This is a genomic window from Mycolicibacter sinensis (genome assembly GCF_001667945.1).
GTDB classification, from domain to species: Bacteria; Actinomycetota; Actinomycetes; order Mycobacteriales; family Mycobacteriaceae; genus Mycobacterium; species Mycobacterium sinense_B.
The window spans coordinates 1-15,352 of the sequence record NZ_LZJK01000087.1 but is presented as its reverse complement, the minus strand read 5'-3'; the positions used below and the strand labels follow the sequence as shown (position 1 = coordinate 15,352).

Annotated in this window: 6 protein-coding genes and 1 tRNA gene; 3 read left to right on the top strand and 4 right to left on the bottom strand. The window is 68.8% G+C overall.

Translation table 11 applies throughout. The features are described 5' to 3' along the window. Together A5694_RS12295 and A5694_RS12290 are read right to left on the bottom strand one after the other, a co-directional pair. Positions 1-9,240 carry a type I polyketide synthase gene (locus A5694_RS12295; RefSeq protein WP_064922122.1) on the bottom strand — a complete coding sequence of 3,080 codons (9,240 nt, stop codon included), beginning with the start codon at positions 9,238-9,240 and terminating at the stop codon, positions 1-3. 449 nt (positions 9,241-9,689) lie between these two features. Continuing rightward, a complete protein-coding gene (locus A5694_RS12290; protein WP_064922121.1) occupies positions 9,690-10,412 on the bottom strand; it encodes a DUF1906 domain-containing protein in 723 nt (240 codons plus the stop codon). Between the two features lie 98 nt (positions 10,413-10,510). Between A5694_RS12290 and A5694_RS12285 the strand changes: the two genes are divergently transcribed. After that, the gene (locus A5694_RS12285) at positions 10,511-11,797 is read left to right on the top strand and encodes an MFS transporter (RefSeq protein WP_234786571.1); all 1,287 of its coding nucleotides are present in this window, start codon (positions 10,511-10,513) and stop codon (positions 11,795-11,797) included. Here the strand turns inward: A5694_RS12285 and A5694_RS12280 are convergent. After that, positions 11,736-12,107, bottom strand: coding sequence for a DUF732 domain-containing protein (locus A5694_RS12280; RefSeq protein WP_064922119.1), 372 nt, complete (start codon positions 12,105-12,107; stop codon positions 11,736-11,738). The two genes, A5694_RS12285 and A5694_RS12280, sit on opposite strands and share 62 nt — an antisense overlap. A gap of 471 nt (positions 12,108-12,578) precedes the next feature. Between A5694_RS12280 and A5694_RS12275 the strand changes: the two genes are divergently transcribed. Then, positions 12,579-14,054 carry a hypothetical protein gene (locus tag A5694_RS12275; RefSeq protein WP_064922118.1) on the top strand — a complete coding sequence of 492 codons (1,476 nt, stop codon included), beginning with the start codon at positions 12,579-12,581 and terminating at the stop codon, positions 14,052-14,054. 312 nt (positions 14,055-14,366) lie between these two features. Here the strand turns inward: A5694_RS12275 and A5694_RS12270 are convergent. Further along, positions 14,367-14,450: transfer RNA gene (locus A5694_RS12270), tRNA-Leu, on the bottom strand. Between the two features lie 408 nt (positions 14,451-14,858). Between A5694_RS12270 and A5694_RS24630 the strand changes: the two genes are divergently transcribed. Beyond that, the gene (locus tag A5694_RS24630) at positions 14,859-15,263 is read left to right on the top strand and encodes an LAGLIDADG family homing endonuclease (RefSeq protein ID WP_234786569.1); all 405 of its coding nucleotides are present in this window, start codon (positions 14,859-14,861) and stop codon (positions 15,261-15,263) included. The last annotated feature ends 89 nt before the right edge of the window (positions 15,264-15,352 follow it).

The window sequence follows — 15,352 nt, the reverse complement described above, 5'->3', positions numbered from 1 at the left end:
CTAACCGATGTAGACGTCGCCATCGCCGAGCCGGGCCGCCGGGTTGAGCAGCATCGCCGACTCCTGGCGCTTCTCCGACGTGCCGTGGTCGAACCGCCGGTCCGCCGGCCGCTCGTACAGCGGCTTACCGCCGGCGATCGCCGAGGCGAGCCGGCGCTGGCCGGCCAGCACCCGGGCCGAAGCCTGCTCCAGGTAGGCCTCGCGCTGAGCCGGGTCCAGTGCGGCCAGGAACGCCTGCGGGTGCACCAGAGCGACCAGACCGGACACGTGGCCGAACCCGAGGCTGGTGACCAGCCCGGCCTTGAGCGGGAACTTCTCGCCCAGGTGCAACGGCTCACGCACCCACACGAAGTGCCCGGCGGTCGCCAGTTCGTCGTCGACACAGTCCAGGCTGCGGTTGGGCGGGATGACCCCGTCGCGCAGCACCTGGCACAGGCCCATCAGCTGGAAGACCGCCGCGCCGCCCTTGGCGTGCCCGGTGAGGCTCTTCTGGCTGATCACGAACAGCGGCGCGCCATCGGAGCGACCCAGCGAGTCGGCCAGCCGCTCGTGCAGCTCGGTCTCGTTGGGGTCATTGGCCAGCGTCGAGGTGTCGTGCTTGGAGACCACCGCGATGTCGTCGGCACCCACGCCCAGCTTGGCCAGCGAGCGGGCCAGCATGGAGTCCTTGCCGCCGCGGCCTGCGCCCAGCGCACCCAGGCCCGGAGCCGGGATGGAGGTGTGCACGCCGTCGGCGAAGCTCTGCGCATAGGCCACCACCGCGAGCACCGGCAGACCCATCTTGGCCGCCAGGTCGCCACGGGCCAGCAGGATGGTGCCACCGCCCTGGGCCTCGACGAAGCCCAGCCGGCGCCGGTCGTTGGCGCGGGAGAACTTCGAGTCGCTGATGCCCTTGTTGCGCATCATCTCGGTGTCGGCGGTGGCCGCCATGTCACCGAAGCCGATGATGGCCTCCAGGGTCAGGTCGTCGTAGCCGCCGGTAACCACCAGCTCGGCCTTGCCCAACCGGATCTTGTCGACACCCTCCTCGACCGAGACCGCCGCGGTAGCACAGGCGGCCACCGGGTGGATCATCGCGCCGTAGGACCCGACGTAGCTCTGAACCACGTGCGCGGCAACGACGTTCGGCAGAACCTCCTGCAGGATGTCGTTGGGCTTGGCCCGTCCCAGCAGGTTGCCGTGGTACATGGTCTGCATCGAGGTCATGCCGCCCATACCGGTGCCCTGGGTGCTGGCCACCAGCGACGGGTGCACCCAGCGCATCAGCTCGGTCGGGGTGAAGCCCGCCGACAAGAACGCGTCCACGGTCGCGACGATGTTCCACAGCGCCACCCGATCGATCGAGGTGGCCATGTCCTGGCTGATCCCCCACACCGTCGGGTCGAACCCGGTCGGGATCTGAGCGCCCACGGTGCGCGACAGCTTGCTCTTGCGCGGCACCCGAATCTCGGTGCCCGCCTTGCGGATCACCTGCCAGTCTGAGGAGTCCGGCACCGGGCGCACCACGGTGTGCTCGGGGTCGAACTCGACGAACGCCCGTGCGTCGGCCTCACTGGAGACCACGAACGAGAAGTCCTTGTCCAGGAACACACTGACCAGCAGCGGTGAGGCGTGGTCGGGGTCGATCGCGCCATCGTCAACAAACTGTCGGATGCCCACCCGCTCCACCACGGTGTCGTGGTAGCGCTCGACCAGTTCGGACTCGTCGACGAGCTCGCCGGTTGCGGTGTCATACCAGCCCGGCGTCGGGTCGTCTTCCCACTTGACCAGCCCGGTCGTCCAGGCCAACTCCAGCACCCCGGCGGCCGACAGCTCGCCGGAGACCTCCATCTCGAAGCGGGTGCGCGACGAGCCCAGCGGTCCCAGTTCGGCGCCACCGACGATGACCACCAGGTCAGCCGGGTCGACGTCGAGGTCGTCCCAGACCGGCGGGGGTGCCGGGGAGTAGCCGCGTGGCGGGCTCGGCAGCGCCGCAATGGTATTGGCGGCGGCGTCGGCATCCTCGTCGGCTGCCGCGTCGGACGTCATCTCCTCGCGGGCCCGGGCGGCCAGTTCGGCCATGTCCAGGTTCGCCTCGGCCAGCCCACCGGTCAGGTCGGCTTCGATCGGCGCGTTGGCCGCGGCCACCTTGGACTCGACGTCGCACAGCGCCAGCAGCATGGCCGCCATCTGCTCGGTGGAGTAGGTGGTGACGCCGGCCTCCTCGACGGCGTCGACGATGACGTCGTTGTGGCCCATCAAGCCGGTACCGCGCGTCCAGCCGATCAGGGCGTGCGCGAGGCTGACCCGAGACGCCCAGGACGACTCGGCCTTCCAGCGCGACACCAGCGCGTCCAGTGCGGCTTTGGCCTCGCCGTAGGCACCGTCACCGCCGAACATGCCGCGGTTGGGCGAGCCGGGCAGCACCACGTGCAGCCGGGAGGCGATGTCGCGTTCGGCGCCGATCTTCGACAGGCCACCGATGAGGCGCTGCACCGCCCACAGCAGCACCTTCATCTCCATCTCGGCCCGCGCCCCGGCCTCCGACAGGTCACCGGTGACCCGCGGCGCCGCGAACGGGAACAGCAACGTCGGTGTCTGCGCGTCCTTCAGGTGAATCGACTGCGGCCCAAGGTTTTCCGACTGCTCACTACCCACCCATTCGACGAGCGCGTCGATGTCGGCGTAGGAGGCCATGTTGGCCGGCACCACCCACAGCGCCGCGCCGAACCGGGCGTGGTCGCGGTAGAGGCTGCGGTAGAAGGCCAGCCGGTCGTCGTCGAGCTTGGAGGTGGTCGCGATGACGGTCGCACCGCCGTCGAGCAGCTGGCCGACCACCGAAGCGGCGATCGAACCCTTCGACGCGCCGGTCACCACCGCGACCTCGTCGCAGTAGCGGCCCCGGCCCGGGTTCTCCGCGCCGGCGGCGATCCGGGCGAACAGCGACGCGTGAATCTGGCGGCCCTCCGCCAGCGCCCGGCCCTGCCACCAGGTGGCCTGGGTGGCGACGACGTGCCCGGCGCCCTCGAAGCGCTCGGAGAGCTGCGGCCAGTCGGCGTCGATGTCGCCCTCGTCGGTCAGCCACAGCTTGACCAGGTCCTCACGGGCGCTGGCCCAGCGGTCGTCGAACAGCACCGCCTTGCGCGCATCGAACGCGGGCGCCACCAGCCGTGGCCAGTCCGACCCCAGTTCTGCGGTCACCAGGTCGATCAGATCAGCGTCGGTGGCGCTCTCCGGCGCGCTCACCACCTCGTCGAGGCCGAGCTGGCCCAGCACCAACCGGGCCGCCGAGGCGAGCACACCGTCGCGACCGGTGATCTGCTCGGTGAACTCACCCAGCGCGGCGGCGTCCACCGTCGCACCGCCACCCCCACCGGCCGACGGCAGGCTCACTGCGACCCCACGGCGCGCGGCGACCGCACCCACGGCCGCGTCGATGACCTTGTCGACGGCGGCGGCGTCGGCCAGCGCGCCCTCGTGCAGCCCGCCCAGCGCGCCGCCCCGGACACTGGTGCCTTCCCGGGTGCCCAGCGCGACCTCGACGGTGACGTGCTTGGCCCAGCCGTCGCCGAGTTCCCAGGTCTTCTTCACCCGTTCGGCGATGGCAGCGGGCCGCTTGCCGGACGGCCCAAGGACCGTGCGCAGCTGGTCGTTGATCGCGTCGGTCAGCACCGGCCCGTACGGCTTGTAGGTGCGTGCCAGCTTGGTCACCTGCGACTTCAGCGCCGACAGATCGGCCTCGGCGGCCCCGTCGATGGCGCCCAGGTTCAGCTCCGAACCCAGGTCCACCAGCAACTGGTTGCGCCGCGAGGACGCGCCGTCGGTGATGGACTCGATGGAGTCCAGCGCCTCGATCTGGTCGATGCGCATCTTGGCGCTCAACGCGATCAGCGCGCACGTGGCGTCGGCGGCGTCGAACGCGATGTCGTCGGGACGCGGGCCCCCTGACGGAGCGGCCGGTGCAGCAGGTGCCGGGGCGGCCGCCTCCGTCGGCGCGGCGTCTGCCGAAACCTCAGCCGGCACATCCTCTTCCGGTTCCGGCTCCGGGTCCTCGTCGGTGGCGAACAGCACCGCAGCGTCGCGCTCGGCGTTGAGCACTTCCACTGTGCTGTGGGCGTATTCGGGCAACTTGAGCGTGTTGGTGGCCAGCCCGGCGACCGTCGGAGCCGACTTCACCCCAATCTCGACGAACCGCTCCACGCCCAGGCCGCCGGCGGCCTCCTCGATGAACAGCAGGTCCTGCGTCTCGATCCAGCGCACCGGGCTGGCGAATTGCCAGGCCAGCAGCTCGATGACGATCTTGCGGCACAGTTCGCGCGGCTTCTCGTTACGCCAGGTGTCGTAGTCGGCGAGGATCTCATCCAGCGGCTCGGCCGGCACCAGGTCGCGGATCTCCTGGATGAACTCACGATCCAGGCTGAACGGCTTGGGCACCAGGTTGGGGATGTAGCGGCCGACGATCAGCTCTGGGTCCTTGTCGCGCGGCATGACCCGCTCCAGCGAACGCCGGAAGTCATCCACGCCGATGCGCAGCACCTCGGAGTGGAACGGCACGTCGATGCCGGGCACCAGGATGAACGACCGCTTGCCGCCGGTGATCTCGCGGCGCCGCTCCACCTCTTCCTCCAGGGCCTCCAGACCGGCCACCGTGCCGGCGATCGCATACTGCGAGCCGCGCAGGTTGAAGTTCACGATCTGCAGGAATTCCCCGGTGCGCTCGGCGATCTCGGCGACGAAAGCCTTGACGTCGGCGTCGTCGAGGTCGATCTGCGACGGCCGGATCGCGGCGAGCCGGTAGTTGGAACGCCCCATGGCGTCGCGCGGCACGATGTCGTGCATCTTCGAGCCGCGGTGGAACACCACCTCCAGCAGGGCTTCGAGTTCGTAGACACCGCTGACGCAGGCCAGGGCGGTGTACTCACCCACGGAGTGACCGCAGGCGATCGCACCTTCGACAAACGCGCCCTGCTCACGCATCTCGGCGACCTGCGCCGCGGCCACCGTGGCCATCGCCACCTGGGTGAACTGCGTGAGGTACAGCACGCCCTCGGGGTGCTGGTAGTGCACGCCGGAGGCGATCAGCGAAGTCGGGTTGTCGCGCACCACGTGCAGCACCGAGAAGCCCAGGGTGTCGCGGGTGAACTTGTCCGCAGAGTCCCAGACCTTGCGGGCGGCCTTGGAGCGGGCCCGGACCTCCATGCCCATGCCCTTGTGCTGGATGCCCTGGCCGGGGAACGCGTAGACGGTCTTGGGCGCGGTCAGTCGCGCGGTCGCCGACATCACCAGGTCCGAGCCGATACGTGCGCTGACTTCCAAAACCTCGGCGCCCAGGTCGATTCCGACCCGGTCGACCCGGAAGTCGACCTCGTCGCCGGGCTTGACCATGCCCAGGAAACGGGCCGTCCAGCCGATCAGCCGCGCCGGCGGGCGGGCTTGGCCGTCGGTAGCGGTCACCACGTGCTGGGCCGCGGCCGAGAGCCACATGCCGTGCACGATAGGCGATTCCAGGCCGGCCAGCAGCGCAGCGGCCCGGTCGGTGTGGATGGGGTTGTGGTCGCCGGACACCACCGCGAACGGCCGCATGTCGACCGGCGCGGTCACGGTGACGTCACGACGGCGGCGGCGCGGCGTGTCGGTGGCGTTGTCGGAGACCGCGCCGCCCGCCCGAACCGGGTCGGTCAGTTCCGCAGCACCGGTGCGCCCACGGATCGCGAACCGCTCCTCCAACGTGGCCAACGCTGTTCCGTCGGCCGCGCAGACCGTGACCGAAACCGGGACCACCCGCCCAACCTCGGTGTCGGTGGCTGCCGAAGCCGTTGCGGTGACGGTCAACTCGGCCGGCTCGGCCGGCAATGCGGCGAGCAGACGGGCGGCGTGATCCAGATGCACCAGACTCAGCAGGCCCTCGATGACCGGGAAACCGGCATCGGTGGTGGCCGAGCCGATGGCGGCGAACACCGCGGGCCAGCACCGACCAACCAGGGCGTCCGGCACGGTGGACAGTCCGGGCGCCAGCGGCGCGCCGAACGTGGCGGTCACCCCGGTGTGGTCGGCGACCTGCTCGGGGTTCCATGCCACCGTCACGGTGGCCGAGCCGTCGACCACCGGCGGCAGCGCCCCCGGCCCGTCGACGCCGGCGGCGATGGCCAGCACCGCGCGCATGGCAGCGGCGGCATCCTCGGTGGACACCAAGGGGGCAGCGCCATCGACGACCGAGGCCGGCACGGTGAAGCGAATGTCGATCCAGACACCGGACAGCGGCACGCTCAATATGACGTTCGGCGCCTCCCCGTTTTGGACTACCTCCAGGCGCGCGCCCGTCGTCGGGTGGGTGGCCGCCCGGTTCTCCTGCACCTGCCACTCGTCGGCGGCACCGATCCGGTGCACCGGGTTGGTGGCGGTGCGGCCGGCCCACAGCACGTCGGGGGCGTCGAGGAGCACGGCCAGCGGGCCGGTCACATCGGCGCGGCCCTGCCGGCGCGCCGTCACCGGGGTGGGCTTGGCACCGGAGGCCAGCAGCTGGTCGACTGCCGCCTGCTCGAAGCGGTCCAGCAGCTCGCCGACCGGCTCGTCGACCCGGGTGATCCCGGCCACGGCGGTGATGCCCGGAATGATGCAGACCTGTTCGGCGGTGTAGCGGGCGTCGTGCGCCTGCCACAGCGAGTCACTGCGCCACCAGCGGCGCACGTCCTTGTCGATCACCGGCACGAAGTTGACCGGCTTGCCCGGTGTCTTGCACAACTGGGTGAAGAACGGCGCGTCGGCCGGGTGCAGCCGGACCGTCTCGGCGTCGGGGTAGCGGGCCAGCAGCGCGGCGATCGCCTCGTCGGGACGCTCCAGGAGTTCTTGTCCCGCTTCGGAATCGGCGAACAGCGTCTCGATCGGCCCGGACTCGACCTCGTTGAGCCGGGCTTCGGCGCGTTGCAGCATCGCGCCGAACCGCTCCCGCCAGGTGTCGGCCAGCCAGGGGCTGTCCGGCGAGGCGGTGTCGGCGGTCGAATCACCGTCACCGATCGCCAGCTCGACGTACCGGCGCAGCCACTGCGCGTAGGTCATCTCGGTGACATCACCGAAGTACGGCTTGGCGGTGTCGGCCAGTGCGGCGATGATCTCGTCGCGGCGGGCCGCGACCGCTTCGCCGTCGCCGGCGACCTCGTCGAGCAACCGGCCGCAGCGCGACGCGGTGTTGTCGATCTCGTGGATGTCAGCGCCGAGCTGGCTGCGCGACGATGCCATGCCGCCGTGAGCTTTTCCTGCACCGATCCAGTGGTCGGTGCCCTTGGTGTCGACCAGCATCTGCTTGACCGCCGGGGAGGTGGTGGCCTCCTTGGTGGCCATCGCCGCGGTCCCCACGAGGATGCCGTCCACGGGCATCAGCGGGAAGCCGTGCTGCTGCGACCACTGCCCGGACAGGTATTCGGCGGCCCGCTCGGGGGTGCCGATGCCACCGCCGACACACAGCGTGATGTTGGGCTGCGAACGCAGCTCCGAGTAGGTCGCCAGCAGCAGGTCGTCCAGGTCTTCCCAGGAGTGGTGACCACCGGCGCGGCCGCCCTCGACGTGCGCGATCACCGGAGTGGTGGGCACTTCGGCGGCAATGCGGATCACCGAGCGGATCTGCTCGACGGTGCCCGGCTTGAACACCACGTGGCTGATACCCGCCTCGTTGAGTTCGGAGATCAGCTCGACGGCTTCCTCGAGCTCCGGGATGCCGGCGCTGATCACCAGCCCGTCGAACGGGGCGCCGGACGCACGGGCCTTCTGCACCAGCCGCTTCCCGCCGACCTGCAGCTTCCACAGGTAAGGGTCCAGGAACAACGAGTTGAACTGCACGGTGCGGCCCGGCTCCAGCAGTGTGGTCAGCTCGGCGACGCGGTTGTTGAAGATCTCCTCGGTGACCTGCCCGCCGCCGGCCAGCTCGGACCAGTGCCCGGCGTTGGCCGCCGCGGCGACGATCTTGGCGTCGACGGTGGTCGGCGTCATGCCGGCCAACAGGATCGGCGACCGGCCGGTCAGGCGGGTGAACTTGGTGTCGAGTTTGATCCTGCCGTCGGGCAGCTGCACCACTGAGGGGGCGTAGCTAGTCCAGGGCCGGGCCACCTCGGGCACGGCGCCGATGGTGAACATGTTGCGCTGTCCACCGCGGGTGGCCACCGGGACGATCCCGATGCCCAGACCGCGGATCACCGGTGCGGTCAGGCGGGTCAGGATGTCGCCGGGCCCCAGGTCCAGAATCCAGCGGGCTCCCGCGTCGTGCAGGGCGGTGATCTCGTCGACCCAGTCGACCTGGCGCACCAGGATCGAGTCGGCCATAGCGCGGGCCAGCTCCACATCGAGGCCGACCTTGGCCGCCCACTCGCCGACGATCTCGATGCCGTCGGACAGCCGCGGCGAGTGGAATCCGACCTCCACCTGCACCGGCTCGAAGACCGGCGAGAAGACCGCGCCGCCACGCAGCTTGTTCTTGCGCTCGGCGGCCTCCTTGTCGGCGATCTGCTCGCAGTACAGCTCGAAGCGCGACAGCTGCTCGGGGGTGCCGGTGATGACGACCGCGCGCCGGCCGTTGCGGATGGACAGCACCGGCGGCAGCACGGTGCGCACGTCGGTGGCGAACTCCTCGAGCAGTTGCTGGATGCGCTCGGGGTCGGCGCCTGAGACCGACACCATGGGCGGGCGGTCACCCAGGATCGAGATGCCGCGGCGGCGGGCCACCAGAGTTCCGGCGGCGCCGACCAGCTGGGCGATCGCGAGCAGCTGCACGTCGGTGGTGCCCCCCGCCTTCAGCGACTCGACGGCCAGGACGCCCTGCGAGTGCCCCGCGACGGCGACCGGCGGGGTGGCCGACAGGTTCAGGCCCTGACGTTCCAGCGCCCGCACCGCGGCGATCTGGGTCAACAAGACGCCCGGCACCGACACTGCGGCCGACGTCAGCTGCTTGGCCGACGGGATCGGGTCCTCGGCCGCCAGCGCCCGCACCCACTGCAGCGGTTCGAAGCCGATGGGCCGGACTACGACGAGTTCCTTGGCGACCGGCTCCAGCAGCAGGTCGGCCTCACCGGCCAGGGTGGCCAGCTCGGTCTCGATCCCGGCCGAGGAGACCAACTCTTCGAGCGACTCCAGCCAGGCGCTGCCTTGACCGCCGAAGGCGACCGCGTACGGCTCACCGGCCGTCAGACGATCCACCAGGGCGGACGAGGCGTTGGCGAACGGGCCCGAGCCGGCGCCGTCGGCGGACACCCGGTCATGTTCGTGGATCGTCACGGTATATATCTCCCCTGCTCTGGCACATCGCGTCTTTTGGTCATCGCCGGCCGGCTTGACCGGCTGGGCCCTTGGTCGGGCAGCGGGCTCTCGCGTCGTCGCGGCCGCGCTACAGCAGTAAGAGTGTCATAAGAACCTGTGCCGTTTCTGCAGGTAATTGGTTACTGATGAGTTCTACGCCCGGGTAACCCACCTGCGGATATCACGCGTTCGGACGGCGCCTCGATCCTCGGGGACCAAACGTCCTGCGTGCGCGGGGTTACGGTCGAGTAGCCACAACAGCGCTGATCAAGGCTGCATTGTTATCTAATCGTTATGTTCGCATCTGGCGAACGATTGTCGCCGTAGACAGTCAATGTCGCAGTGTCAACCGTGCGCCGTGATCCCCGCCACGCGCCCCCCGGGGGCCGCGACGAGGCCACTTTCCGCGTCCGGACCCGGCGTGCGGGTCAGGCCCACTGCCCGAACGCGGGCGTGAGGATCTCGTTGATATCCACGCCGACATTGCCGACCTTGCGCTTGTCGATCTCGACCTGGTGCAGGTTGGCCGCCGGGTGGGCGACCCCGCCCGGCGAACCCCAGTTGTGCTGCCAGAAGCAGGAACCCAAGCCGTCTTGCACCGCCCACTCGATGGTCTTGGCGTTGGCGTACACACCGGTGCGTTGATGCCCGATCACCGACTCCCAGCCACGCAGGTACGGGGCCACCTGCGCCTGGTACTGCTCGTATGACGGGTTGTCGTCGATCGAGGCGTAGATCGGGGCGCTATCGGGGCCGCCCGCCGCGGTGTGCAGTTGCAAGCCCCGCTGCGCGTGCTCGACGCCGGCCGCCTGACCGCCCAGCCAGTCGGCGGTGGCCTGTTTGCCGAACTGGTAGCAGGAGACGATCTTGAGGCCGTTTTGCTGCAGATCACGCGCCTCGTCCGGCTGCATCGGCTTGCCAAGCATCCAGTCGGCGCCGGGGCGGCGATCGGAGACGTAGCGGATGGCTCCCACCGCGCCGGCTGCCCGGATCTGCTCGGCGGGCAGGACCCCGGCCGCGTAGTCCAGCAGGATGCCCAGCGGAGCCGCCTCAGCGCTCCCGGCGAGCAGTGCCGCCGCCGCGGCGCCGAAACCGACCGCAGCCGGGGCGCTCGCGGCGAGTTTGAGCACGTCGCGCCGGGAAATTAACACGCGCCAAAGGATACGGCAGACCCGCCGCCGCTCACGGAAGCTTGACCGTCACAGTGCAGGATGGGCGGGTGACACAGGCGCGGAACTCGGCTCGCTCATTGCGTCCCTGGATCGTGTGGGGCACCGGGCTGTTGTCCTACGTCGTCGCGGTATTGGACCGCACTACCTTCGGGGTGTCGGGCCTGGACGCCGCCGAACGGTTCAGCGCCGGTCCGGGCACGCTGTCGTCATTCGTGATCCTGCAGCTCATCGTCTACGCCGCCATGCAGATTCCGGCCGGGGTGCTGCTGGACCGCTTCGGCCCCAAAGCGATGATCGCCAGCGGCGTCACGGTGCTCGCCGCCGCCCAGGCGACGCTTTCGCTGACCCATTCGCTCCCCATCGCGGTCGGCGCGTATGGCGCAGTCGGCCTAGGCGACGCGTTCGTGTTCATCTCGGTCATCCGGTTGCTGCCCAATTGGTTTGCGCCGGAACGTGTTCCGCTACTGACCCAACTGACCGGGATCTGCGGCCAGCTCGGGCAGCTGCTCTCGGCGGTGCCGTTCCTGGCGATTCTGCTGCACAGCGGCTGGACCGCGGCCTACCTGTCGGCAGCCGCTCTGGGCGTGCTGGCCGCGGTGCTGACGCTCGCTGTGTGCCGAGACGCCCCGGCGGGCACGGCGGTTGACGTGCAGCCGCGGACGTTTCGTGCGGCATTCGGCGACGTCAAAACGGTGTGGTCACGGCCGGGCACCAAGTTGGGTTTCTTCACCCACATGGGAACACCGTTCTCGGCGAACGTCTTCGCGCTGATGTGGGGCGTGCCGTACCTGACCACCGCACAGGGGCTTTCACGTGGCGTGGCTGGTGCGTTGTTGACGGTGTCGGTGGCGACCTTCGTCGTGATCGGACTGCTGACCGGAACCCTTTCGGCGCGCCGGCCCCAGCACCGGGCGGGGCTGGTCCTGGCGATGATAGCGCTGACCGCCGCGACCTGGGCGGTGCTGCTGGCCCTGCCCTCCCCCGCCCCGCACTGGCTCCTGGTGGTGCTGATCGTGGTGATCTCGGCGGGCCAGCCGGTGTCGATCCTGGCGTTCGACTTCGCCCGCACCTACAACCCGCCGGCCGCGCTGGGCACCGCGCAGGGCATGGTCAACACCGGCGGTTTCATCGCCACGTTGCTGATCATGCAGGCGATGGGGCTGGTGATCGCGATGGCCGGCGGTTATTCGTTCTCGGCCTTCCGGCTGGCCTGGACTGTCCAGTACGTCGTCTGGGCGGTGGCCGCCATGGGAGTGGCGGTCAATGCGCGCAAGGCACGGCTCTCTGAGTCGCTCGGCGAGCTCAGACGGCCGGCGTGTACGGGTCGGGCAACTGCGGGCAATAGGCCTGTCGAGCCGCGTTGATAATGGCGCGCGCCTCATCGGGCGACACTTCCAGGTTGGCGATCACCGAGATCGGCACCAACCGCGGCGAGCTGCCCAGCGCCGAGCAGACCGCGTGGCCCTCCTGCACCAGCAGATCCCGCAGCGAGGCGCACTTGATGGTGCCGCAGACCTGTTTGTCGTAGTTGGGGTGAAGCCCCTCTTGCTCCAGGTCGGTGAAGAACGCCTGGTCCTCGTTGCTGGGATCGTCGGCGACTGCCGCCGGGGCGGGCGCTACCACGAAGCCGGCCAGCACCGCGCTGAGCGCCGTTGCGATGAGTTGCTTGTTCATCACGCTGCACCAATCCGAGGCGGACCAATACGTCCATTCTGGCACCGCTGGCCCTGCCGGCGGGCGAAGTCGGCGTAGTCGGCCGAGGGCCACCGGCGTCCGCCTTGGGGTAGCCGCCCGTTCGGTGGCCGGCAAAGCTTGAACGCCGCCTGCCGTTGCCGCCGTCTCGCGCACGAAACCCCCTGGTCGATCCCAGTACCGCGACTTGACGGGCCCGCAAATATCAAGTTTTTGGGTGGGTGGCATGGTCCTATCAGCAAACCTGTCTAACGTCCATTTCGCGCTTTTCAGTCGGTGGATCCTCGACGGTGGGGCCACGCCCGGCTGAGACGGCGTACGGGGAGAGCGGGGCGACTGACACGCCGGCCCGCAGAGTGCACCACGCCCGCGTGGTGTGGCAGTCGGGGGAAAGACATGGCAACTGCGCTACACCGTCGTCGGTATCTGCAAGCTGGCTTGATATTGGTTGCGGTGAGCGCCGTGGTCGTCGCTCAGGTCGCAACGGTCAAGCCGTGGTCGGCGGGAAGGTCGGTTGTCGACCGAGCCGTTCGCCTGATAGCCGGCGATTCCATCCTCAACGTGCCCTTCAACTTGTTCCAAGACCTCGTCAACATTCCGGCCAACGAAGTCGCCGCGACCAACGTGTTGGCGGACTCCCTGTTCGCGACCGGAACCTGGTGGACGCCGAGTGCGACGAACCTGTGGGGCGAAGACCCCGGCGACCCAGGGCATTTCATGGCCGTCTTCGACTACCTGTTTCCATTCGCTCCACAGGTCTCCGGCGTGGACCAGCCCGAAATCGATCCGACCTTGCTGGCCAACGGGACCGCGGGCCTGGGTCAGCAGTTCGCCATGCTGGCCGCGGCCGAACTGCCGGTCAGCGCATCGTGCGACGCAGTCCAGTGCGCGCCGATGGTGCCGACGGCGCCGATCACCGGTCTTACCGGGCTCGACAGGCTGATCGACTTCGAGAAGGTGTTCACGAACTTTCCCAACGCCGACAACCAACTAGGGCTCTTCAGTCACTGGTTGAAGGTGCCACTGGAGCAGTTGCTCACCGGATACCAGTTTCCTGCCACCCCGGCCGATACCACCAACCCGACAGCGGCCGGAATCGCCGACCCGTCTGCGGGGATCGGCCCGGGTGGTTCGGTTCCCGGTGCCCCACTCGACGCGGTGCCGGGCAGCCAGGCTCAGGTCGGCTTCGGTTTCCCCGGCACCGCAACCGGACCCGACGGCGAGAACCTGATGCCGTGGGCGGGGGTCAATGTCCAACTCAACCTGCTCGGGCCGTTCGAGCAGTGGTTCCAGAGCCTGGAGGCACCGGTCAACCTCAACGGCTTTGAGCTTGTCGGCCCGGAGGAGGTGGGGCAGGCCCTGAAGGCCCTGGCCGCCGGAATGGTCGTGGACTTCGACCCGTTCACGCCGGGCAGTCCGCTGTGCCCGGCGCTCTGCGACCAATCACCGTTCGCCCCGCCCTTCGGCGTCACCATCGCGGATGTGGTTCAGTCGATCCAGAACATCGGGCCGCCCAATCCGCTGATCAGCGAGTGGCTGGCCCTCAACAGCTCAGGGCTGGCGAACGCACCGACAGCAGAACAGATCAATGCCACCGTGGCAGGTCTGCAGACTGGATTGTTCACGTTGAACCCGGACACCGAAGCTCAGATCGTCGATGAGCTCAACAGCATCAACCCGAACTTGGCAAAGCTCCTGGTCAACGCGGGGCTGATGACCGACCCGGCTTACCTGGGCCCCTGGGCCGGCACCGGCGGCCCGGATAGCGGCGTCGACATTCCCCCGGTGCCAAGCGAGTTGGGCGGATGGAATCCGATGCAGATCTGGCCCGACCTGCTCGGCGTCGTCGACCCCACCGGGACCCTGTCTAATGACCTCACCGATTTCTGGAACTCGCTGTCGAGCATCTTCGACGGCTTGGGACTGTAGGGGACCGGGCATGCCCTTCCGCTGACGTCGGTTCGCCTGTTACGAACCGTCCGCCACTGGACGATCCCGCGACGGGACGGCAGGATGTTTGCCCGCCTTTCCGCGACAACTCCGGTCAATTCCGGCTCGCCGCAGCGATTGTCGCGGAGAGGCGGGCAAACACCACATGGCGGAAATCGACGACCAACAGCCCCGGGGCGCGACCACGGCGCCCGAACTTGGCCGACCGAGAAGCCCGCCAGCGTGGGACCGCGCTGCAGTCCGATGACGCGAGTCAAAAGGTGTCACCGATGACGTGACTCATCACATTTGTGCGGGCGGAGGGACTCGAACCCTCACGCTCTTTCGAGCAATGGCACCTAAAACCATCGTGTATGCCAGTTCCACCACGCCCGCCGGCGTTGAAATCCTACCGGTCGCATCGGCGGAAAATTCTGTCGGTGTACCGAACTACGTTGGAATACAACGTGCGGAAAGGCGGGATCATGCGACCCACCAGAATTCGACTCGGTGCAACGCCTTGTCGCTACGGCATGAACGGTTGCGCGATTTCCCGGCGGACTGGCATTCCCCGGACCACGGTGCGAGGCTGGCGTCGCGATCCACGGGTCCGGCAACCGGGCGAAGACTGCCGGTCCCATGACTTTTCTGGCTTGCCTCCAACGGCGTACTGCTACCTGCTCGGCGATGTACCTCGGCGATGGCTGCATTTCCCGGCAGCCCCGGTGCTGGGTACTTAGGGTCACCCTCGACGCCAAATACCCCATGATCATCGCGCGCTGTCGCGCGGTAATCGATGCGGTGATGCCGGGACAGCACGCCGGGGTGCTCAAGCGTTCGGATCACTGCGTTGAGGTCTACCTCTGCTCAAAGCACTGGCCCTGCCTCTTCCCCCAGCACGGCCCCGGCAAGAAGCACCACCGGCCGATCCGCCTCGAACCCTGGCAGCAGGAACTCGTCAACCAGGCGACCGAGGAGTTCATCCGTGGTCTGATCGACAGCGACGGTTGCCGGGTGGTGGCCAACGACCGCGGCGTGCGCAGTGTGCGCTACCACTTCTCCAACCGCGCCTACGACATCCGCGGCCTGTACTGCGCGGCGCTGGATCGCCTGGGAATTCCGTGGACGCAGAACAGCACGTATGAGATCGCCGTCTACCGCAAAGCGGCAACCGCGCGACTCGACGAGTTCGTCGGCCCGAAGACCTGACAGCGCCCCAGCCGGGTGAGTCCCCTGGGGTGGTGGGGTTTCGGGGGTCGGGGCAGACGGTGCTGGACTTGGTATCGGGTGTGTCGCTG